The following is a 21452-nucleotide window of genomic DNA, read 5'->3' on the forward strand; positions in this document are numbered from 1 at the left end:
ACAAGCTCCTGGAAGGTCTCTGAAACAAATACCGACAGCTTAACAGCATGCACACATGCGATTGGCAGGAAAGATTTAGCCCCAGACGCCTTGCGGCGCGTTACCATTGCGGAAATACTTTTCCCGCCGGAGCCCGAGCCCATGTTGAAGCATGCTGGTGCGGTACTGTTGTTTTGTGTTGTTGCCCTTCCGGTCGCGTCCACAGCTCAGAAGATGGATCCCGACTATGCGGCCCACGTTAAGGAGTGGACCACCAAGCCCGAATTCCTCAGCCCACTGATCGACCATCTTCCCGCAAGCTCCGGCGTTCCCTCTCCAAAAGACATCCTCGGCCACGACATCGGCGCACCCAAACAACTCACCTACTACGCCGATGTCCTCCGTTACTACGATGCACTCGCCGCCCACACCGGCCGCGTCAGAGTGCTGCGCATCGGCAAGACCGAAGAAGGCCGCGACTCCATCATCGTCTTCGTCGGCTCCGAAGATTCCATCGCTCACCTCGACGACTACCGCGCTAACCTCGCAAAGCTTGCCGATCCGCGCGGCCTCACCGACGAGCAGGCAAAAGACCTCATCGCCAAAACCAAACCCATCTACACCCTCTCCGGCGGACTCCACAGCGCCGAGCTTGGCCCGCCCGAGATGCTGATGGAGCTGGCCTATCGCCTCGCCACCGAAGACTCGCCGATGATCCAGAAGATCCGCTCCGAAGTCGTCGTCGCCATCATGCCTGTCGCCGACCCCGACGGCCGCGATCGCTCCATTGATTGGTATTTCGCCCACAATGTCGACATCACCGACTATCAGAAGATGTCCGGCGCGCCCTACTGGGGTGAATACACCAAGCACGACGACAACCGCGACATCAACTACGCCGGCCTCGCCAACCAGAACTTCCTCCGCTGGTTCCTCCAGTGGCATCCGCAGGTCATCCACGACCTCCACGAATCCGTCCCGTTCCTCTACATCTACAGCGGCCAGGCCCCGCAAAATCCGCTATGGAGCCCCATCGTCTACAGCGAGCTACCCATGCTCGCCAACTGGGACATGACCCAGCTTGAGCGCTACGGCATGCCCGGCGTCTGGACCCACGCCTACGTCGACGCATGGTCGCCCGGCTACGTCGCGCAGATGGCCACCAATCACAACGCCCTAATGCGCTTCTACGAGATCATGGGCAACGGCGGCGCAACCACAATGGAGCGCACCATCGTCCAGCACAACCCCGCCATCATCGGCGGCGGAGGCCCCGGCGGCGACTACACCAAGCGCGAATGGTACCGTCCCAACCCGCCCTACAAGACCGTGCAATGGTCCATGCGCGACAACACCAACTACGCCGAGACTGGCGTTCTCTCCTCGCTCCAGTTCGTCTCGTCTGTCCCCCAAGTCATGCTCGAAGACTTTTACACCAAGGGCCGCGACGCCATCACCGCGGGAACAAAAGACGAGCCCTACGGCTACATCCTGCCCGCCAGTCAGGAAGATCCCACCCGTGTAGCCTTCGTCATCCACATCCTGCGCATGCAGGGTATTGAAGTGGGCCGCGCCAAGTCCGCCATCAAGCTCAAAGACGGCGAGTACCCCGTTGGCTCGCTCATTGTAAAGACCAACCAGCCCTACGGCCCGCTCGCCAAAACGCTGCTCGAAAAACAGACCGACCCCAACCCCGAACTAACCACCTACGACGACAGCGCATGGACCATGAGCCTGATGACCCACACGGAAATCAAGCCCTCCACAGACATCGCCATCCAGGCCCTCGCTGTCGATCCAGTCGACAAGTACGAGCCCGAAGGCATCGTCAAAGGCGCGCACGATGCAGCAGTCTACGCCGTCCCCGATCACGGCTCACCCAACCTCGTCACTCTTCGCTACGGCCTCAAAGACGTGAAGATACAAATCGCCGAGAAGCCCTTCGAAGCCGCCGGCACAAAATTCGCCGCAGGCACATTCCTCATCCCATCGAGCGCTGGCGACACTCTGAAGCCGCTCGCAGAAAAGCTCGGCCTCGACATAGTCGGCCTCGCCGCAACTCCTAAAGTCGCAACCCACGACGGCGCACTGCCGCGCCTCGCCATCTTCAGCACCTGGGCCGGAACGCAGGATGTTGGCTGGGTGCGCTTCACCTTCGATCAGTACAAAGTCCCTTACGATCTGATCTTCAAAGAGCGCGTCCTCAAGGGCGACCTCGCCAAAGACTACGACCTCATTCTTATCCCGACGCAGGCGCGCAGCGCAAAATCGCTGGTCATCGACATCCCCAAATCCGACAAGCCGCTCGCCTACGAAAAGACTGACAAATTCAAGTTCCTCGGCGACTACGGCTCCTCACCAGACATCTCCGGCGGCATGGGCGGAACAGGCGTAGCCGAGTTCGAGAAGTTCGTCGAAGGCGGTGGAACACTCGTCACCCTCGGCGCATCCAGCTCCTTCCCACCCGACTACGGCATCACCCCGGAAATCGACACCAGCAACACCGGAGCAAAGTTCTATGCACCCGGCCCCATCGTCGATGCTGATATCCTCCAGCCCGAAAACCCCATCTTCTACGGCTACTCCGACAAGACCGTGCCCGTGCGCTACGCCAACGGCCCGCTCTTCCGCATGACCGAAGAGATGGATAAAAACGACGTCCTCATGCGCTTCCCCGGCGGCGACAAATCCGTCCTCAGCGGCCTCTTCAACGGCGCCGACGACATCAAGGGCCGAGCCGCCATCGTAGTAGCCCCCGCAGGCAAAGGCGAAGTCGTCATGTTCGCCACCAACCCCATCTGGCGCTGGCAAAACCTCGGCGAGTACCGCATGATGTTCAACACCCTGATGAACTACCGCAACCTGACCCCAAAGCCCGAACCCACAAAACCCGAATCGGTAAAACCCGACTCAGCAAAGCCGACACACAGCAGCGAAAAGAAAACCACAATCTCAACACGCTGAGACAAAACAGGCCGAGGATCACTCCTCGACCGTTGTCTTTGCTGTTGCCGTTGTCTTTGCTGTTGCTGTTGTTCTTTTCTCTGTCATCCCCGCAGGGGATCTGCTTTTCGCCCACATCACCGCAAAGTCGCCGTGCCCCATTCATTCCGCTCACTATGCGGAATGAGTGGGAAACCACCAAAGCCTCAATGACCCCAATTGCCGTTGCCGTTGTCTCTGCTGTTGCTCTTTTGTCCGTCATCCCCGAAGGGGAATCTGCTTCTCCCTGAAAAAGCCGAAAAGCACAAGCACCCTCTTCCCAGCCATGCACACAATATCTCGAAGAGATATGGGCCAAATTCGCGCGCAGCGCGAACCGGAGTGAGCAGGGGCATTCATGCCCCTGAAAAGCCAGCGACGCCAGAAAGCAGCTTCAGCCGCGGCCTCTCCAATGCCAAGACGGGCATATCACTATCCACCGGAAAGACATGCGCGACATCACAACAGCCCTTTCCTATCGAAATCAAAGACGATCTCTCTAACGATTCTGTGCATGTTGTTTAGCGTGGAGAGAATCTCTTTCCCCCGCATAGAAGCTGGCTCTCCGAAGGCCATTTGAAATCTGAACTGCATGTCATCGTCGACCTCAGAGATCGGCAGGGTGCACAATTTGCTGCCGTCTTCTAGAGGCACGCTGAAGTCGATAGACGATCCAATCATCACCCTCGCGCTTTCGCTACCAAAAGCCTCACGCAAAGTTTCGGCCATTTCTGTGCGCTTAGTCTTGGTGATGCTATGGGCGGGTGCAGCTGCCCATGCAGGAATCAAAAGGCGATGCTTATCTTGCACGTTGAGAGCGCTCAGCCAATACAGAGCAAGGTTTCCGATTCCGGCACTGAGGTTATTCTTGTCCAACCTTCCGTATGGCTTGATGTCATCAATGGCTTGTATCGCAGCGTCGGTCATGCCTTCTATCTTTCGAAGCTTCCCCCTTTGATATTCGCTGGCGTCCTCAAAGATCGGGAAATAAATGTCCCTATCTCTGGCCTTAGGAGTGACAGGGCTAGTTTGTACCAAGTGCCAAGCCAAGTGATCGAGAGCACTTCTCAAATTCTGAGCAATATCGCCGATGATCGCAGAGAACTCGCTCGGTATTCGTTTGTGCACTCGGAGATAGTAAGTTCTCTCTCGCGTCAGAGAGTCGTCCTCGGGGATGATTTCGTAGGGACCGGGTGGATCGAAAAATCGCTGGACCTTAAGCTGCAGATCGATGAGATGTTGGCTTGCTCTATCGACTTTGACTAATAGATCAAGAATCTTTTTCGAGGGTGACATGCTTTAGCATACCGCGTTACTTGACGTGATGAGATAGACGCCTGTCAGTCTCGATCTCGCTACCTTTCGAGAGGTTTGCCGAAACCGTCTCTAGCAATACACCGTGCACATTCCTCACGGAGAAAAGGAGCCATTCCCTCTCATACGTCACACTCACCTCACGGCTCGAACGAAGGCGGAGCATCACCCACCCCAGTTCCCCACTCCTTATTCGCCGCAGTCCCAAGCTCAAACTCAATCCGCCCGCCATGCTCCACAAAGCTCTCCGGCAGCCACGTCTTCGAGGTCGCCGCACCATTCACCTTCACACCCTGCACATAGGGCGCATCCGTTCCCGCTCCCTGCGCCGTGATCGTAATATCCCCCTGCGCGCGCCGGATATGAATCCGCGAAAACAGCGGACTCCCCAGCACCAGCTCCGCCCGCCCCGGAATCTCCGGATACATCCCGATCGCTGACCACACATACCACGACGACATCTCGCCTAGATCGTCATTGCCTGGCATGCCCTTCGGCGAATTCGTCCAGATGGTATTCAGCACCTTGCGCACCGCCTCCTGCGTCCTCCACGGCTGCCCCATAAAATCAAACAGCCACGGCGTCTCAATCGAGGGCTCGTTGTTCAACTCAGCATGCAACCCGCCTGACTCCGTAACCGCAAGACTCCCATCCGGCTTGTAGAAGAAAGCATTCAACCGCTGGCTAGCCTTCTCCATGCCGCCCATCATCGTAAACAGACCCTTCGCATTGAACGGCACCATCCACACATACTGCGCCGCGCTGCCCTCGACAAACCCATCATCCGAAGCCGGATCGAACTTCGGCCACGACCCATCCGCATTGCGATTTTGAGCATACCCACCATCCGCCGTAGCCTGCGGATTGAAGATGTTCTTCCAGTACTGCGCCCGCTCCAGGAATTGCTTGCGCGTCGCATCATCGCCCATCCGCCGCGCTAGTTCGGAGACAGCAAAATCCGCAGTCGAATCCTCCAGCGTATCCGCCGCAGGACCCCACGCTGGAGCGCCCACCGGTATGTAATGCAGCTTCAGCCATTGATCCAGGCCCGGCCGCTGCCCCACACACTCGACCTCGCATCCCTCGCTGCTCAAGTCATGCGCTGTTGGAACCGTAGCCGCCGCCAGCAGTGATTTATAAGCTGCCTTGGCATCAAAGTTACGACCACCAAACGCGAGAATATCCGCAATCGCCGGAACCGCCGGATCGCCGTTCATCACATGCGTAATGCCCGAGTTATGCGTCCAGCGATCCCACTCGCCGCCATTCTGATCCGCCTGGTTCAGCAGCGAGTGCGCAAAGTCTCCAGCAATCTCCGGCTCCAGCAGCGCCAGCAACTGCAACTGTGAGCGGTAAACATCCCAGCCAGAAAACGTCGCATACTGCGCCTTCTGCGGAGCGGCCACCGCATGCACCTTGCCATCCATCCCCAGATAGCGCCCATCCACATCGCTATACAGGTTCTCGCCCATCAGCGAGTGATAGAGCGCCGTGTAAAACACCACGCGCTCATCCGGCGTGCCACCTTCAATCGCAATGCGACCCAGCAGATGATTCCATGCCGCATGAGCCTTCTCACGCACTTGATCAAAACCCGTTCCCTGCGCATTCTCCGCACGCAGATTAGCCTCCGCGTTCTGGGTACTCACATACGAGATGCCAACGCGCACACCAACGCTCGGCGACTTGGCCGTATCGAGCACCACCCATCCGCCCGAGCCTTTACCCGCAGGCACAAACCCCTTCTCGCCATACGTCGTGCCGCCCTGCGCCTCCGTCGTCCCCGCACGCACAGCTGAGTCCTGCCACGTTCCCGTGCTCACGAACGGCGCGTCGAAGTGCGCCACAAAGTACAGCGTGTAATAGCTTCGCCGATCCGTCGTCCCGATATATCCGCAGAAGTTCCCACTCGTCACCGACCCGGAAATCGTCCGCGTAGCCACGTCGATCTTCACCGTCGCGTCCGAGCTTCCCGGCTCCGAGTTAGCCGTCTTCACCAGCATTACCGCCGGCTTTCCCGCGGGATACGTAAATCGTCCCGCGCCTGTCCGAAGCGTCGCGGTCAACTCCGCCGTCACACCGTCATCCAGCTTCACGCTGTAGTAGCCAGCCTTCGCCGTCTCATTGTCATGCGAAAACGTGCTGCCGTAGACCTCCGCATGCGCATCATCCGCAGGCGAAGTCGCCACCTCTCCCACATACGGCATGAATGGAATATCACCGCTCGCGCCCGCGCAGCCAGTGCCCATCAGATGCGTCAGCGAAAACCCGCTGATGCGGTTCGACGTGTACTCATAACCGCCCGGAGCGGCAGGCCGCCCGGCATCGTCGCGCATCGACCCAGGCACACCCTGCACCTGTTTCCGTGGCCGGTTGCGCGGCTCTTCCGGACTCCATGCCACCATGCCCAGCGGCAACGTGGCACCGGGATAATCGTTACCCCCGTTCGTCGTCCCAATCAGCGGATTCACCAGCCCCGCCGGATCGCCTGCCGCATCATCCTTCGCCTGCGACCACGCACAAGCAGTACCCACTGCCAGCACCACCAGCAACCCAGCCGACCACCCAATCCATCGCTCACGCCATTCCAGCTTACGCATCGCCACTCCCGCAGAATTTCTATGGAACCGTTACCACAGCCCTCTCGATTGTAGACGCCGAGCCCGCCGAACGATGTTGTGTCATCACAGCAAAGATTCAGATGAGAGAAGATCTATACGCAGCGGAGGTAAGCAGAATTTCTGCCTTGGATTATTTCGGGAAAACGATGCTGAACGTCGATCCTTTGCGAGGTCCTGTCGTAGCAGATCGCATCTGAATCAAACCTTTGTGTTTCTCTATGATCTGTTTCGATACCCAAAGACCCAGGCCAGTGCCAACATCTCCCTTAGTCGTATAAAGCGGCTCGAAGATGCGATGCAGTGCGGCAGCTTCAATTCCCTTGCCGTTATCCGCAAACGTAACACGCACGCCCGGTTTGCCTGAACGCAGAATGCAATTGGAAATCCGCATCGCAATCACGCCTTCGTCAGAGACGGCGTCCACACAGTTTGCCAGCAGGTTGGAAAAAACCTGACGCAACTCGCCCGCGACACCATTGATTTCACAGGTTGCTTTCCATTCTTTCTTAATCACTATCTTCTTTGCCGCGATTTTTGCCTTCAGTAAATCGATGGTCGACTCCAGCAACGAGTTGACATTGATGGCCGAAGGAACTGTGGATTCGCGGTAGAATCCGAGTGCCTGACGCGCAATATGAGCAATCCTTTGCAACTCCGCCTCTGCTTCGTCAAGCCGATCACGGGCAGTCTGCGGAAGACCCTCCGTCATGCCCGCAAGAAACAAAAGATTCGTCAGCGCTTCAAGAGGATTGTTGATCTCGTGAGAGATCGTCGCCGCCATCCTTCCTAACGATGAAAGCCGCTCGCTGCGCAGCAAAGCCTCTTCGGCCAATTTGCGCGTCGTAATATCCGTTGCCATGCCGAACCATTCTTTAATCGTCCCTGCTTCATCCATTAATGGAACGGCACGAGAAAACGTCCAACCGATCGAGCCATCAGTGCGCAACACCTTATGTTCCAGCTCAAAAGAGCTTTTCGTCACGATCGCATGTTCGACGGCAGCTAATACACCCGGTTGATCGTTCGGATGGATATATCGCTCCAGCCAGCTTTGATCAGGAGATTCCGTACTCGAGATGAATTGACGCCCTTCCAGATGCCGCATTACCTTCCAGTCAGGGCTCATCTGATACACCACATCAGAACTTGCTGCCACGAATGCTCTGAACCGTTCCTCGCTTTGGCGAATCTCGTTTTCAGATTGCCGTCGCAATCGCGCCAGCGCGAGATGGCTCTCCACTCGAACCAGAAGTTCACGCGCGGAGAACGGCTTCACCATGTAGTCGTCCGCGCCCTTTTGGAGGCCTTCGACACGGGACTCCTCTCCCGCGCGTGCAGAGAGCAAAATGATCGGTGTACTGTTCACGTCAGGATTACTTCGGATTGCTCTTACCGCAGCAAAGCCATCCAGAACAGGCATCATCACATCGAGCAGCGCAAGCGCTGGCTTCAATCTGTTGATTGCCTCTATCGCCTGTGCTCCATCACTGACTGCTTCAATCCGGTAGTGCGGTTCAAGCATGCGCGAGATATAGGTGCGCATATCGGCGTTGTCGTCGGCAATGAGAATTAACTCCTGATTCGCTGCCGTTTTCAGATCTTTAACTACCGCAACAGATGGACCGCTGACCGCCAGCTTGTCATAGTCAATAACCCATCTCTCTGCCTCTTGAATATAGGTCTTCGCCGAAAAACCTGTTGAGATGGAAGAGTGTTGTAGCTTCATGTTTCCTGCGGATAGATGGGATGCTTCCAGCGGTATGGATACAACAAAGCTGCTGCCTCGATCCGGCTCGCTTTCGACACGAATTGTGCCCCCATGCAGCCTCACAAGTTCCTGCACCAGCGCCAGGCCAATTCCGCTTCCTTCATACGAACGGCCACGCGCCCCCCGCACTCGATGGAATCGATTGAATAACTGAGGAATTTCTTCAGATGGAATACCTGTTCCTGTATCACTCACCACCATTTCCGCGTGGTCATCAACCACACGCAGGGTCACCCTGATTTCGCCTTGAAAAGTGAACTTGAATGCATTGGAAAGCAGATTGAATACGATTGCCTCCCACATCTCGCGATCAACATAGACAGGAACAGACAAAGGCTCGCAATCAATAATGAGTCGGATTTTGGCTCGCTCAATAATCGAACGGAACATACTGGCCAGATCCGCGGTGAATTCTGAAAGATTCACTGCTTCAAAAGAAACCTGGACCCGCCCTGCTTCGATTCTCGAAAAGTCGAGCAGCGAGTTGACCAGCTTAAGTAGACGCAAAGCATTGCGCTGAGCAAGTTCCAACCGTTCCCGGTCAGCCTCTGTTTGACCTTCAGTCTTTGCGAGAATGTCATCCAGCGGGCCCAGAAGCAGCGTCAACGGTGTACGGAACTCATGGCTGATATTGCTGAAAAACGCAATCTTTGCCCGATCGATTTCCGCGAGCGCCTCATTGCGCCTGCGTTCCGCCTCAATTGCACGCGCGCTCGCAATCGCGGTTGCGATCTGGGCAGATGCCAGCTCCAGAAAAACACGGTATGAATCATCAAACTTCAGACGTGAACTGATTCCTGCGACAAAAAATCCTGCGAGTTGATGGGCAAAATTAGATTTGATAGGAACAACCGCTGCCATTGACGGCGGATCAGCCCACGGACCATCTGGGATTCGATCAAAGCGTTGAGGAAGATCGTCCACGACGACGATGTTTTCACTCCGCATGCAGCGTGCAAGAGGCCATCCTTGCGACTCATGCCGCAAATCAATCTGTTCTGGGCAGAGAGCGAGACAATCTTCTGTTCCAATCTTGCCCGCGAGCCACGCAGATTCACCATTCTCCTCCATCAGATAAATGAGACAGAACGGAATATCTTTGCTGTAGGGAGCAAGTATCCTCGCAGCAGCATTGCAGGCATCCTCTGCTCGCTCCGGATCTGCAGTTCGCGCACCAAGATCGCTAAGCGCCAGAATCCTGCGATCGGCTACGATCTTGGTGCTGATTTCGTGAACGATCGCGAGCACGCCCCCAATTCCATTGGGCACTGTCGCATCCGGCACAGGACTATACGAAATCGTGAAGTGAGCCTCTTCCTGATATCCGTGCCGATTCAGTTCAACAGGTATGTCTTCGATCCAGGTAGGCGGCCCGCCATGAAAGGGTTTCTCTGCCAACGGTCCAAGAACGTGATAGACCTCGGACCAGCATTCTCGAAACGGCTTTCCGAGAGACTGATGTGGATGCTTGCTGCCTAGAACAGGTATATATGCATCGTTGTACAACTGAATGAAATCCGGACCCCACCAGAGCAGCATCTGGAAGCTGTTCGCCAGCAGCATGCGGGTCATCATCTGTAGTGTTGGTGGCCACTGTTCCGGAGGCCCGAGTGGAGTGGAGGACCAGTCGAACGCGCACATCAGCGCGCCCATTTCTCCACCGCCTGCAAAGATTTCACTTCTGCTGACCGTAGATGACGACAATTTCCTTCCTCAGATACAGGGAATCGAGAAAATTGTGACCGCCAGACTTGTACCTTTCGCTCAAAAGCCTGAGGTCATTGCACGATGAATTTTACATACGATTTTTTGGGATAGCTGCACAGCAAAGAACAAAAATTTTCAAAAGCGATGGGGAGGCCGCGCTTCACAACAGAGTTTGCAATTGCTCCACACCGAACGTGGAATATACCTGTTGTGATATGGACAAAAATGTCGCATATCGCCAATACACAAATCAGGCAAATTCAGCGCAAACGCAACACGCGCTCCGCGCACCACTTCCAACAAACTCGCTTGACATGCGTCCAAGATCGGCTAGCCCAGCAAGTTGCTCCTCGTGGAACATTCTGCTGCGCGTGGAACAAAATTGCTCCACGTGGAACATTTTTGCCCGTTTATCTATCGACGGTAGTACACATCGTATCCGTCGAGCTTCCGGACAAGCTGAAACTGCTGCTCGATCTGCTGCATGATTTGCGCTCGCTCCAGCAACGGATCTTCATTCGACTGCAGCCGTGTTTTCATCACCACCCAGCGGACTCCCAACCGCTTTACTTCGGCAAAGAGTTCTTCCGGCGTATACGGATCTGTGGTGTGATCGAACAGCACCACCGGAAACCGTGGCACCCGGCCCGTCACATAGAAAAACGGCTCCTCGCCGGGCAAAAGAAGAATGCCGTCACTGGCCGGAATCTCTGCATCTGCGAACCTCACCAACTGCTCGAAATCCGGCAAGTATGTTCCACGTGCAGCCATGCCATGAAGCACAGGTAGCGTGGCCCTTACCAATGGTTCGTCTGCAGAGTTGTAGATATAGTCCAGACGTTCCAGACTTGCTGCGTAGAACCCTCCACACACCAGCAAAGTCACTCCCATCGCTGCCGCCAGCGCAGGCACAGCCCGGGACGCCCGCGCCGGTAATGCCATCAGCAGGTTTCCCGCCAGCAAAATCAATAACGACCAAATCGCGTAAGTCGAACCCCACACCTCTTGCGAGAGGAACGTTCCATGGATCGCCGCAAGAATCACGAATGGAATCAGACGTGGAAACGTGACGCCTTTTCGGAGTTCTAGCAGAGAGATTGCCATTGCAGCTATCAGCAGCAATGGCCACAAAGCAAGCAGGCGATCTGCACGATCTTCCGCATTCGGCTCCAGGAGCAAGCAGACGAGGGTGGCTGCGAATGGGATTGTAGCCAGACACACGCCAATCGCATGTATCCACGCACGCCTCAAAGGACGACAAAAGAGCAGAGCAATTCCCGCAGCGAACGAGGGTAGAGCCCAGACGAGTGAGGGCTCGCCGTAGAGGGACAGCAATGTATTGGCCGCTGGCAGACGCCGTTGCGCTGCGAATTGTACTGTCCAATGAATGTAGTTACGCAGACCACAGGTAATAGCAAGGCAAGCAGTCACTACTGCCAAGGCGGCGAGAGCGCCACCAGCGATCTGTAAAATCGCGGCGCTGCTGAGATGATGGCTGGGTTCCGTTTTTCTACCCCGCTGCGTTCTACGGACAGCAAGGAGAAGCATGGCTGCAACAAGGACCGCAAGCAGAAAAGGGAGACCTATATTCTGCTTAACGAAAAGTGGAAGCGCGCAGCTTGCACCCGCAACTGTGCGGGTTTTCCATGAAGCATCCGGTTTGGCTGCGCGATAAAGAAGCAGAATGGCTGCAAGAATTGCCAGAACGGAGTCGGCATCATAGATGGGATGCGGATAGATGCTGTAAATACCAAGAACTGGAAGCGGCAGGGTGAGGAGAAGTGATATGAGCCAGGCGTGAGATTGACCGCAGACAATTTCGCGAATGATCCACCAGGTAAGAAGCGAGGCAACTCCGCCAGCAAAGGCCGCGTAAGCAACGACGTATTCATAGTGGCGACCAAAGATGTGCTCGATGACGGCCTGGACAAAGAAAGTGATGGGAGGGTGGACTAGAGAGAAGTCCCGGTACGGGATCTGTCCAACAGCGATGCGATGGCTGGTGTTGAGCAGGTAGCCGAGATCCCAGAGGACGGCGACGCGAGAGTTTTGCCAGAGTGTCCAGAGGGCTGTGGCTGCGAAAAGAAATATCGCGATACATAAATCGCGAATTTTGAATCGGTTTATCGGCGGGACGTCGAGCATCTATTCCGGGTCTCGACTTCGATTCTCTATCAAAAGACGGGCGTGAGTGAGACGAGTGAACGACTGGTAGTGCTGGCGGTGAAAAGCAGATCCCCTTCGGGGATGACAGACAGAAAAGTAACAGCAAGAACTAAGCAAAAGCCCCCCGGTTGGGAGGGCTTTTGGTGTTTGAAGTCCAAGTGTGTTTAGGCTACGACTTCGATGCCCATGGAGCGCGCTGTGCCCTTGATGCTCTTTACGGCAGCATCGACGGATGCTGCGTTCAGATCGGGCATCTTGAGCTCGGCGATCTCGCGGACCTGCTTTTCCGTGACCTTGCCGACCTTGTCCTTGTTAGGAGTGCCAGCGCCCTTGGCAACGCCTGCGGCCTTGAGCAGCAGGTTCGAGGCCGGAGGGGTCTTGGTAACGAAGGTGAAGCTACGGTCACCGTAAACGGTGATGACGACCGGCACGGTCATGCCGGTGAGTTCCTTGGTCTGGGTGCGAGCGTTGAACTGCTTGCAGAACTCCATGATGTTGACCTGAGCCTGACCGAGCGCGGGGCCGACCGGAGGCGCCGGCGTTGCTTTGCCGGCTTCAATCTGGAGCTTTACGTATCCTGTGATCTTCTTTGGAGGCGCCATTTCGGGTTCCTTTGGAACCCAGCTATTAGCTCCTAGCTTCTAGCTACTAGCTGGTTTTTCTTTTCCATCAATTTTGGTAGAGGAGATCTAGCGTTCGCTCACAACCAGAGGCCGCTAGGAGGCGATCTGGCTAGAAGCTGGAAGCTAGTAGCTAGAAGCTGCTCTACTCAATCTTTTCGACTTTGCCGAACTCAAGCTCGACAGGCGTGGAGCGGCCGAAGATCGTAACCATGACCTTGAGGGTCTCGCGATCTTCGTTGACTTCGTCCACGATGCCGTTGAAGTTGGCAAATGGGCCGTCGGTGATACGGACGGACTCGTTCTTCTCAAACTTGATCTTCTGCCGCGGCTTCTCTCTGGCTTCGTCGGAACGGTTCAGAAGCGAGGAAATCTCGGCGTCGCTGAGGGCAACGGGCTTATCGCCGGTGCCGAGGAAGCCCGTGACGCGGGGCGTTTCCTTGATGATGTGCCAGATCTGATTGTCGAGCTCCATCTCGATGAGTACGTAACCGGGCAGAAAAACACGCTCGACGGTACGCTTTTTGCCGTTGACCGTCTCGGTGACCGCTTCGGTGGGGATCACGATCTGAGCGATCTTAGATTCGAGACCAAAGGCCTGAATGCGGCTCTCGATGGACTCCTTAACCTTGCGCTCGAAACCCGAGTAGGCGTGAAGGATGTACCAGTGGAGATTCGGGTTTTTCGCAGGCGGCTCTGGCGCCGGTATCTGTTCGATTTCTTCCGTCATTACGCGTGTCTCATTTTCCACGATTAGGAACCAACCAGCTTGTCCATCAGTTTCGTCAAGCCATAGTTGAAGACCGTGTCGACAACCCAGAAGTAGAGGGCAAAGACGAAGACCGTGACCAGAACTACAGTCGTGGTCGCCTGCACTTCCTTGCGGTTGGGAACCACCACCTTGCGCATTTCAGCGCGAACGTCGGTGAGGAAGTTGCGGGCCTGATCATAGTAACCCGTAACACGCTCGGCCAATTGATTGGGCTTGGCGTTGCCGGACTGCTCACCTGCAACCAATGCTGTCTTAGCCATACTGCTACTTCCTTTGTTGCTCCGGACGAGGTCCGGAAGAAATCTTTGGCAGGGGCGGAGGGATTCGAACCCCCAAGTTCGGTTTTGGAGACCGACAGTTTAACCGTTGAGCTTACGCCCCTGTTTAGCTGCTAGCTTCTAGCTACCAGCTACTAGCCGAATCTGTTGCAAACCGGAACGTCAGTTCCCGTGCAGAACAAGCTAGAAGCTGAAGGCTAGCAGCTAGAGGCTGCTTTTACTTCGTTTCCCGGTGCGGCTTGTGGCAGCGGCAGCGCTTGCAGAACTTCGAGAACTCGAGGCGGCCGGTGGTCGTCTTCTTGTTCTTCGTCGTCGTGTAGTTGCGCTCCTTGCACTCGGTGCACTGCAATGTCACGATTTCTCGCATCTTTTTATCCTAACCGATTTGCGAATCGGGCGCTTTTTCAGGCAACCGACGCAGATCTGAAATTACCTTAGAGATCAGTTGTCAGAGATCAGAGATCAATCTTGTTTCCGCCTGATCCCGTTTTTGATCTCTGACCCCTGTTCTCCGATCTCTCTTACGCGATGATCTCGCTGATGGCGCCGGCGCCTACGGTGCGGCCGCCTTCGCGAATGGCGAAGCGCAGGCCCTTTTCCATGGCTACTGGCGTGTGCAGCTCGATCTCCAGCTGGATGTTGTCGCCCGGCATCACCATCTCCGTGCCCGCCGGAAGCTTCGCCGTGCCCGTGACGTCTGTCGTGCGGAAATAGAACTGGGGACGGTAGCCGTTGAAGAACGGCGTATGACGGCCGCCCTCTTCCTTCGACAACACGTAAACTTCGCCCTTGAACTTGGTGTGCGGCGTGATTGAGCCGGTCTTCGCCAGCACCATGCCGCGCTCCACGTCTTCCTTCGGAATGCCGCGCAGCAAGAGACCCGCGTTGTCCCCAGCCAGGCCTTCGTCCAGCTGCTTCTTGAACATTTCAACGCCCGTCACTACCGTCTTGCGCGTCTCGCGGAAGCCCACGATCTCGACTTCCTCGCCTACCTTGACCTTGCCGCGCTCGATACGGCCGGTCACCACGGTGCCGCGGCCGGAGATCGAGAAGATATCTTCGATCGGCATCAGGAACGGCAGATCCACCATGCGGTCAGGCTGCGGCACGTTCTTGTCCACCGCATCCATCAGCTCGTCGATCTTCGCCTCCCACTGCGCTTCGCCATTCAGCGCGCCCAGGGCCGATCCGCGGATTACCGGAACGTCGTCGCCGGGGAACTGGTACTTCGACAGAAGCTCGCGCACTTCCATCTCCACCAGGTCGATCAGCTCCGCATCCTCTACCGCGTCGCACTTGTTCAGGAACACCACGATGTACGGCACACCCACCTGACGGGCCAGGAGCACGTGCTCCTTGGTCTGGGGCATCGGGCCATCGGTCGCCGCTACGACGAGAATTGCGCCATCCATCTGCGCCGCGCCGGTGATCATGTTCTTGATGTAGTCGGCGTGGCCGGGGCAGTCGACGTGGGCATAGTGGCGGTTCGCCGTCTCGTACTCCACGTGCGCCGTCGCGATCGTGATACCGCGCTCGCGCTCTTCCGGTGCGTTGTCGATCGTGTCAAACGAACGGAACTGGATCTTCGGGTTGTGCTTCGACAACACCTTCGTGATCGCCGCCGTCAACGTCGTCTTGCCGTGATCGATATGCCCAATCGTCCCCACATTCACATGCGGCTTCGAACGATCAAATTTCTCCTTCGCCATGACTCACTCCAGTCCTTATTCATCAGCCCTTACGGGTGTGCAATCTAAAACCTGAAAACTCAGTAGTACGCGTACACCTTGAGGAAGCGCTGCCGAAGCTCGACCGGCACCTTTTCGATGCGTGCCAGGTAGTGCTCGCGGACCAGGGCCTGATCGCTGGTGGGCAGGCTCTTGTAAAGCTCAGCCGAATCCTTGCCCAGCAGTCCTTTCGTGAGCACTTCTTCAAACTGCCGAACGCGCAGTTTCTTACCGGCTACCGATCCGAGGAAAAGGTCGGCTCGATTGGGAGCCAGGGCTGCCTCGATCCGCGAGGTCATCTCTTTGTAGCCCTGCTCATTCTGTACGGGAAAGACTGCCTGCTCGAACATTCCGCTCAACTCTCGTTCTGCCAAAAACCGATGCCTTAAAAATTGGAGCGGGAGACGAGGATCGAACTCGCGACCAACAGCTTGGAAGGCTGTGACTCTACCACTGAGTTACTCCCGCGCAAAACAGCTTTTAGCTTCCAGCCGTCAGCTTTTTAGCTTCTTCCCGTCAGTATGAGCCTACAGGCTCAATTCGCCACTGCCCAGGCTAGAAGCTTAGAGGCAACAAGCTAGTAGCTGATTTCTGGAGCTGATGACCGGGATTGAACCGGTGACCTCTCCCTTACCAAGGGAGTGCTCTACCAACTGAGCTACATCAGCCCTTCGTACAAACTTACCCGACCTGGCTGGGCCTTACTCGGTCTGGCTGCGCCGCCGGACTTTATCCGCTTCGCGGGCCAGCCAGGTCCGGAAGGCGAAGAGTCCGATGATAAGCAGCGGGACCGCTCGAATCTCAACCCGCCTGCCGTAGGCGAGGAAAGTTCCCTCACCTACGGTAAACCAAATTAAAGCTGCCAGGATGAGGTACACCACCATGGCCATCCGGAATTTCCTGCTCCGGATTTCCACCCCGGCATCTTCCACTTCCAGGGCTTGCTCCGAAGTCCGCTCCGGCAAGTTCTCCAGAACGGGTTCCGGTAATTCCTGCATCCTGATGCTTCCTTCAAACTGCTGGTGCACAGGGAAGGATTCGAACCTTCGTAGTCCCAAAGGACGGCAGATTTACAGTCTGCTGCCATTAACCACTCGGCCACCTGTGCCCATCTTCAAAAACCCCGACGGCTTACCCGTTTTGGCGCATCCCTACCCATCCGGAGGCTTCCGGCGATTGCTACGGTTAGGGCAACGCCTCTGGGGATTTACCGCGGAGGGCTGGACTGCGGATTCTGTCGGCGGATCGGGAAACTTCCTGCCCCGATCGGCTTACCCCGGCAATCCGGATATTGCTAATGCCTTGCCTTGCTTCTACTTCGGCGACACGGTAGCCGCTCACTGCTACTACAAACTCTTCAGAAACTGGAGCTGGCGAAGGGATTTGAACCCCCGACCCTCTGATTACAAATCAGATGCTCTACCAGCTGAGCTACGCCAGCAAACTTTTACCGCAACCTGCGGCTTTTCCGGACCCCAAACGTATGGGCGCACTACCCCTCCCGCGTTTGCGGCACAGAACTCAAGATTAGCACACACGGATGGGTGGGGCAAACGCGCGAGAAGCGCGGAATTGATCGAATTCTTCAACGCGAAACTGTAACGAAATAGCGCAGAAAAACACGATGGAAACACGGGGTTGATTCGCGATTGCTACAGGGCGCTGCAGATAAAAGCAAACAATATCGTGAATTAGAAATCACCCTTGCAATCGCATTGGACCGGCAATACACTTGGGTGGCTCAATTCGCGGTTACCGGTTCCCCCGATCTACCAGCTCAATTTCAAGGGAGACTCCTTCGGTGCGCAAACTTGTTGTAGTTGCTACGCTCGCTCTTCTCTCCGCTGCCTCTTCACTTATGGCCCAAGACACTGCCGGGCAAGCTGCTCCGGCCCATAAACCGCGCATCGCGGTGATGGATTTTGACTATGCCACGGTGCGTACCTCTACCTCTGCACTGTTTGGCACAGATGTGGATGTAGGCAACGGCATTGCGCGGCTGCTGGAAGAAAACCTGGTGAAGGATGGACGCTATACGCTGATCGACCGCAAGATGATCGATAAGGTGATGGCAGAGCAGAACTTTTCGAATTCGGATCGCGCCGATCCAATGACAGCGGCCAAGATCGGCAAGCTGCTTTCGGTGGATGCGATTCTGGTGGGCAGCATTACTGAGTTTGGCAACGAGACGAAGAAGACCAACATCGGCGGCGGCATGTGGAAGTGGGGCGGCAACGGTGGGGGGGGATTCGGGAAGTCGAATACCAAGGCGCATGTGGGGATTACGGCGAAGCTGGTGAATATCGACACGGGCGAGATTATTGCGGTTGAGGATGGAAGTGGTGCTTCGCAACGGGGCGGGCTTTCGATGGGGGGCAATGGCAACTCATGGTGGCATGGCGGCGGGGGCGGCAATATCGACATGGGCGCCAGTGACTTTCAGGAAACCATCATTGGCGAGGCGACGAAGGCGGCGGTGACAGACCTGTCTACGAAGCTGGACCCTGACTCCGGAAAGATTGGGGTGCGGACGGTGGTGGTGGAAGGGATCATTGCCGGGATCTCCGGGTCGCAGATTGTGCTGAATATCGGTACGCGGGCTGGGATCAAGGTAGGGGACCAGTTCAACGTGCTGCGGGTGACAAGCGAGATCAAGGATCCGACGACGGGGCAGGTGATTCGCCGGCTGACGAATACGGTGGGCGTGATCAAGGCTACGGATGTGGATGAGGTCTCGGCGGTTTGCACGCCGGTAAGTGGGACGGATTTTAAGACTGGGGATCGGATTAAGACGGTGGTGCAGTAGGCGCTGCCGGAACTGTTTTGAACGCTCGGCCTCGCTTCTTGGCGGGGCCGATTTTGTTTCAACGAAACGGTGCGCTGAATCCGGGATGCTACCGTGGTGCTGACGGTATTTCATGCTTCGACGAACCCGCAGGACACTTTGGATTGTCGCCGTGGTGGTGCTGGTATTGGCGGCTGCTGTTTATTTGCGCTTTAAGGCTCCGCCGGAGGCGGCGCGGCTGCTACCGGAGTCGGACGGCATTCTTTACATGAATGTGGGGCTGGCGCGGACGGTGATGCAGTTAATGCATACGCCGCTTAAGCCGATCACGAAAGATCCTGAGTACCAGAAGTTTGTGGATGCGGTGGGGTTCGACGCGGAGCGGGATCTGGATGAGGCCGCGATCGCGATGCATCGCATGGATAATCCCAATGGGCCGAATGGACCGGTGGCTTACTCGATGGTGCTGGAAGGCAAGATCGACGGTAAGAAGCTGGCGGCATGGCTGGCGGCGCATGCGACGAGCCAGGAATCGTATGAGGGGCACACAGTTTACGGTATTCCCAGTGAGGGAAGGACGGTGCGGGTGGCGCAGATTGCGTATGACACCGTAGCGGTTTCGAACTTCCCTTCAACGGAACCGATTCACTCCATACTGGATAGGCACAGGACAGCGGCGCTGCCGTTTTCTGGATCGACGCTGCTGGCGGAGCACTACTCGGAGATGCCGTTGCTTTCGGTGGCGTGGGGTATGGGGCAGATTGGTTTGCCACTGGGCGAGAATGGGCAGATTCACATCTTCGGCATGGGACTGCCGATTCCGGCTAGCTCTACGTTCCTGGCTTCGGTGCACTGGGCAGGCGGGCTGAAGGTGCGGGTGGAGGAGATTGCCGACAGTGATGCGACGGCTTCGCAGCAGGCTGCGGACTTGAGCTTGCTGCTGACGCTGGCGCGTGGTGCGACGGCGGGGTTGGGAGCGAATCCGGCGAATAACGGACTGAAGGAACTGCTTAAAACCGCGACGGTAACGCAGAAGCGCAATCGCGTTGTGATCAATGCTGTGTTGCCGAAGACGTTGCCTGCGGAGCTGGCGAATGGGGATGGGGCTGGTAGCCAATTCTGAGAGAAGCGCGCGGCGAGTGAGCGGGTCTGAAAAGACGGGCTTCGAGCAGTTCGCTCTGACTGACGTCAGGATGGAAAACTCGCCTCAGGGGCTGAAGCCTCGATGATTGCGGTAGCTTGATGCCGGGGATGAATCCCCGGCCTACCTTGGGTTCGCGCTTCGCGCGAAGGTGAAGCAGATTCCCCTGAGGGAATGACAGACAAGAAAAACAAAGGCAGCTACAACAGCAAAGGCAAAGCAACGGTCACTTGGTAACGCACGACAAGTCAACTCGTGCGCCTTCAAAGCAGCAGGTTTGTCAGCAAGCAAAAGGGACAGGTTTAAACCTGTCCCTTTTGTGTTTTCAGGTCACGGAACCTATTCGCCGGTAGCTATTTACCGGTCTTGGCCACCGGGGATGGCGGGGGTGGAACGTTGTTGGCCATCAACTGGGCAAAGGTCTCGTGCAGATACTTATGCGGATTGACTGGAACGCGGTTGATGCGAACCTCATAGTGCAGGTGCGGGCCGGTGGAGCGGCCGGTGTGGCCGACGTAGCCGATGACCTGACCGCAGGTAACTTTTTGACCGGGCGTGACGGCGATCGACTTGAGATGGCCGTAGACGGTCATAAGGTTATGGCCGTGATCGAGAACGATCTGTTTGCCGTAGCCGCTGCCCATGTCGAGATCCGTGACAAGGCCGTCGCCAGTCGCGCGGACCGGAGTTCCATCGGGAGCGGAGATATCCACGCCAGCGTGGAATGCACCCTCACCATTAAACGGATCTTCGCGTTCGCCGAAACTGGAAGTAATGGGACCTTCGACTGGCCAAAGCGAAGGCGCATCCGCGATTTGTGTCCAGTCAGTGAGTGAAGAGGTTGAACCGGGAGCAAAGCCGCCCTCAAGAGCACGGGAAACGCGGCCTGAGAGCGCCTGATTGCGCAGCGCGTAGAACTGGTCCAACGAGACCTTGACGGACTGCTGATTTACGTCGTCGGAAACTGCCAGGGTTGAGGGCGTGGGAGCTGAAGCGGCGGCAGCGATGGTTGAGGCGTGTTTGCCGCCGAGAGTCTTGTTCTGCTTGAGGCCGTAAATTGCGGTGACTTCACTGGCGAGAGCGCCTAACGATGCGACCTGAACATCGCGCTCGTGAGCAACGGCTGCCATCTGCTGATATTTATTGCGGAGAGTTTCGCGCTCCTGGCGGATTTGATTAAAACTTTCCGTCTTCAGCAGCATCCTAGTGTATGAGCCGGCGAGACCGACGATGGTGAAAGCGCCGACCAGAGCGGCGGCTACGAATCCGTAAGCATAGTGCACCGGAAGAGAGATCTTGCGGCATTTACCGTCTTCGTCAGCGGCTACAAAAAGAATGTAATAGCGTTTACGTAACATTAAAAATCCTCAGCAATCCGCGTGCGTTGCCTCTTTCAGTTCGAAAGGGCAGGGCAGAAAAGATGCCCGCTCTGAAGGAGAACCGCCAGCCTCGCTCAGAACCTTACAACTGAACAGACGTAACCGGAACTGGTTTCGGCAATTGTAGTGGAAGCCAGCCGGAAGTCTATCGGTTTCTCTCCCTAATAGTTTAATTCATCGGCATAAGAAAGCCGTAAATCGAGCGGATTGCCG

The 21452-nt window shown here is 56.4% G+C and carries 15 protein-coding genes and 5 tRNA genes; 3 read left to right on the forward strand and 17 right to left on the reverse strand.

All coding sequences use genetic code 11. The annotated features are described in order from the left end of the window. The first annotated feature begins 141 nt into the window (after positions 1-141). Entirely contained in the window at positions 142-2943 is a 2802-nt protein-coding gene (locus OHL22_RS05445; RefSeq protein ID WP_263334082.1) for a M14 family zinc carboxypeptidase, read from the forward strand. 477 nt (positions 2944-3420) lie between these two features. Here the strand turns inward: OHL22_RS05445 and OHL22_RS05450 are convergent, their stop codons facing one another. From OHL22_RS05450 to OHL22_RS05525, 16 genes are all read right to left on the reverse strand, one after another. After that, positions 3421-4257, reverse strand: coding sequence for a hypothetical protein (locus tag OHL22_RS05450; RefSeq protein ID WP_263334085.1), 837 nt, complete (start codon positions 4255-4257; stop codon positions 3421-3423). A gap of 158 nt (positions 4258-4415) precedes the next feature. After that, the gene (locus tag OHL22_RS05455) at positions 4416-6875 is read right to left on the reverse strand and encodes a GH92 family glycosyl hydrolase (protein ID WP_263334087.1); all 2460 of its coding nucleotides are present in this window, start codon (positions 6873-6875) and stop codon (positions 4416-4418) included. 151 nt (positions 6876-7026) lie between these two features. Continuing rightward, on the reverse strand, positions 7027-10317 hold the full coding sequence (locus tag OHL22_RS05460; protein ID WP_317890891.1) for an ATP-binding protein: 3291 nt from the start codon (positions 10315-10317) through the stop codon (positions 7027-7029). A gap of 468 nt (positions 10318-10785) precedes the next feature. Then, positions 10786-12516: a hypothetical protein gene (locus OHL22_RS05465; RefSeq protein ID WP_263334090.1), complete on the reverse strand. Its 1731-nt coding sequence runs from the start codon at positions 12514-12516 to the stop codon at positions 10786-10788. A 185-nt stretch (positions 12517-12701) separates the two neighbouring features. Then, a complete protein-coding gene (gene rplK, locus OHL22_RS05470; protein ID WP_263334092.1) occupies positions 12702-13139 on the reverse strand; it encodes a 50S ribosomal protein L11 in 438 nt (145 codons plus the stop codon). A 163-nt stretch (positions 13140-13302) separates the two neighbouring features. Beyond that, positions 13303-13887 (reverse strand): transcription termination/antitermination protein NusG, encoded by a 585-nt coding sequence (nusG, locus tag OHL22_RS05475; RefSeq protein ID WP_263334095.1) that lies wholly within the window; start codon positions 13885-13887, stop codon positions 13303-13305. A 23-nt stretch (positions 13888-13910) separates the two neighbouring features. Continuing rightward, positions 13911-14189: a preprotein translocase subunit SecE gene (gene secE / locus OHL22_RS05480; protein WP_263334097.1), complete on the reverse strand. Its 279-nt coding sequence runs from the start codon at positions 14187-14189 to the stop codon at positions 13911-13913. A gap of 46 nt (positions 14190-14235) precedes the next feature. Next, positions 14236-14311, reverse strand: a tRNA-Trp gene (locus OHL22_RS05485). A 113-nt stretch (positions 14312-14424) separates the two neighbouring features. Beyond that, positions 14425-14574, reverse strand: coding sequence for a 50S ribosomal protein L33 (gene rpmG / locus OHL22_RS05490; RefSeq protein ID WP_263334100.1), 150 nt, complete (start codon positions 14572-14574; stop codon positions 14425-14427). Between the two features lie 154 nt (positions 14575-14728). After that, a complete protein-coding gene (tuf, locus tag OHL22_RS05495; RefSeq protein ID WP_263334102.1) occupies positions 14729-15916 on the reverse strand; it encodes an elongation factor Tu in 1188 nt (395 codons plus the stop codon). A gap of 59 nt (positions 15917-15975) precedes the next feature. After that, on the reverse strand, positions 15976-16284 hold the full coding sequence (locus OHL22_RS05500; RefSeq protein ID WP_263334105.1) for a hypothetical protein: 309 nt from the start codon (positions 16282-16284) through the stop codon (positions 15976-15978). A gap of 43 nt (positions 16285-16327) precedes the next feature. Next, positions 16328-16402: transfer RNA gene (locus OHL22_RS05505), tRNA-Gly, on the reverse strand. A gap of 124 nt (positions 16403-16526) precedes the next feature. Continuing rightward, a tRNA-Thr gene (locus OHL22_RS05510) sits at positions 16527-16602 on the reverse strand. A gap of 33 nt (positions 16603-16635) precedes the next feature. Further along, complete coding sequence (locus OHL22_RS05515) at positions 16636-16932, reverse strand: hypothetical protein (RefSeq protein ID WP_263334107.1); 297 nt, start codon at positions 16930-16932, stop codon at positions 16636-16638. A gap of 22 nt (positions 16933-16954) precedes the next feature. Beyond that, positions 16955-17042 (reverse strand) — tRNA-Tyr (locus tag OHL22_RS05520). Between the two features lie 257 nt (positions 17043-17299). Continuing rightward, positions 17300-17375: transfer RNA gene (locus OHL22_RS05525), tRNA-Thr, on the reverse strand. A gap of 360 nt (positions 17376-17735) precedes the next feature. Between OHL22_RS05525 and OHL22_RS05530 the strand changes: the two genes are divergently transcribed. After that, entirely contained in the window at positions 17736-18740 is a 1005-nt protein-coding gene (locus tag OHL22_RS05530; protein WP_263334110.1) for a CsgG/HfaB family protein, read from the forward strand. A 112-nt stretch (positions 18741-18852) separates the two neighbouring features. After that, positions 18853-19842: a hypothetical protein gene (locus tag OHL22_RS05535; protein WP_263334112.1), complete on the forward strand. Its 990-nt coding sequence runs from the start codon at positions 18853-18855 to the stop codon at positions 19840-19842. 371 nt (positions 19843-20213) lie between these two features. On the opposite strand, the gene OHL22_RS05540 is transcribed toward OHL22_RS05535, so the two are convergent. Beyond that, positions 20214-21218, reverse strand: a complete 1005-nt coding sequence (locus OHL22_RS05540; protein ID WP_263334115.1) for a M23 family metallopeptidase — start codon at positions 21216-21218, stop codon at positions 20214-20216. Between the last annotated feature and the right edge of the window lie 234 nt (positions 21219-21452).

Origin of the sequence: Acidicapsa dinghuensis (assembly GCF_025685685.1) — a bacterium.
GTDB lineage: Bacteria > Acidobacteriota > Terriglobia > Terriglobales > Acidobacteriaceae > Acidicapsa > Acidicapsa dinghuensis.